Here is a 1,085-nt window from a genome sequence, read left to right as displayed (position 1 = left end):
GTAGCGCACGACGCGCACGGCGCGCCCCATTTCGCGCTAACTGGTGAGCTGGCCCGGCTGGTGCAGGCGCGGGGCGTGGCGCGGCTGCACCTTAGCATTTCGCACATTCCTTCGGCGGCCTCGGCCGTCGTTATTCTCGAAGCCTGATATGTCGCCGTTGGAACACGCCTCGCGGGAGGAAATTGATGCCTACCAGAACGCGGCTTTGGTGAAGCTGCTGACCTATTTGCAGGCCAACTCGCCGTTCTACCAGCGCTGGTTTGCCGAGTTGGGCTTCGATGTGGCCGACATCAAAACCACCACCGACCTCGTGCGGCTGCCCACCACCAGCAAGCAGGACTTGCAGACGCACAACTGGGATTTTCTGTGCGTGCCGCGCCGCGCGGTGGCCGAATATTGCAGCACCTCGGGCACGCTGGGCCGGCCCGTCACCATCGCCCTCACCCTCAACGACCTCGCCCGGCTGCACCACAACGAGTACCTGTCGTTCGCCTGCGCCGGCGGCGGCCCCGACGACGTGTACCAGCTGCTGCTCACCCTCGACCGGCAGTTCATGGCCGGCGTGGCCTACTACGGCGGCATTCTCAAATCGGGCGCTAGCGTCATCCGCATGGGCCCCGGCAACCTCGCGGCCCAGCTCGATACCATCCGCCAGCTTGAGCCCTCGGTGCTGGTGGCCGTGCCCTCGTTCGTGGTGGCGCTGATTGCGCACGCCCACGCCACCGGCTTCGACCTGAAGACCAGCGCCGTGCGCCGCATCATCTGCATCGGCGAGAGCATCCGCGACGAGGCCTGGCAGCCCAACGCCCTCGCCCGCCGCATCACCGAAAGCTGGAACGTGCGCCTGCATTCCACCTACGCCTCCACCGAAAAGCAGACGGCCTTCACCGAGTGCGGCCACGGCGCGGGCGGCCACCACCAGCCCGAACTGCTGCTATTTGAAATTCTCGACAACCACGGCCGGCCATTGCCGCCTGGCCAGCCGGGCGAGCTCACCATCACCACGCTGGGCGTGGAGGGCATGCCCCTGCTACGCTACCGCACCGGCGACATCTGCACCTACACCGACGCGCCCTGCGCCTGCG

The 1,085-nt window shown here is 66.9% G+C and carries 1 protein-coding gene; it reads left to right on the top strand.

Annotated elements, in window-relative coordinates; all coding sequences use genetic code 11:
- Positions 1-148: 148 nt before the first annotated feature.
- Positions 149-1,085 (top strand): phenylacetate--CoA ligase family protein (locus ACYVDE_RS23800; protein ID WP_460504005.1); only part of this gene is annotated, 937 nt, incomplete at its 3' end.

The organism is Hymenobacter agri (assembly GCF_054778495.1).
Note: the sequence above shows the minus strand (reverse complement) of the source record. Positions and strands in the feature narration are given on the sequence as shown.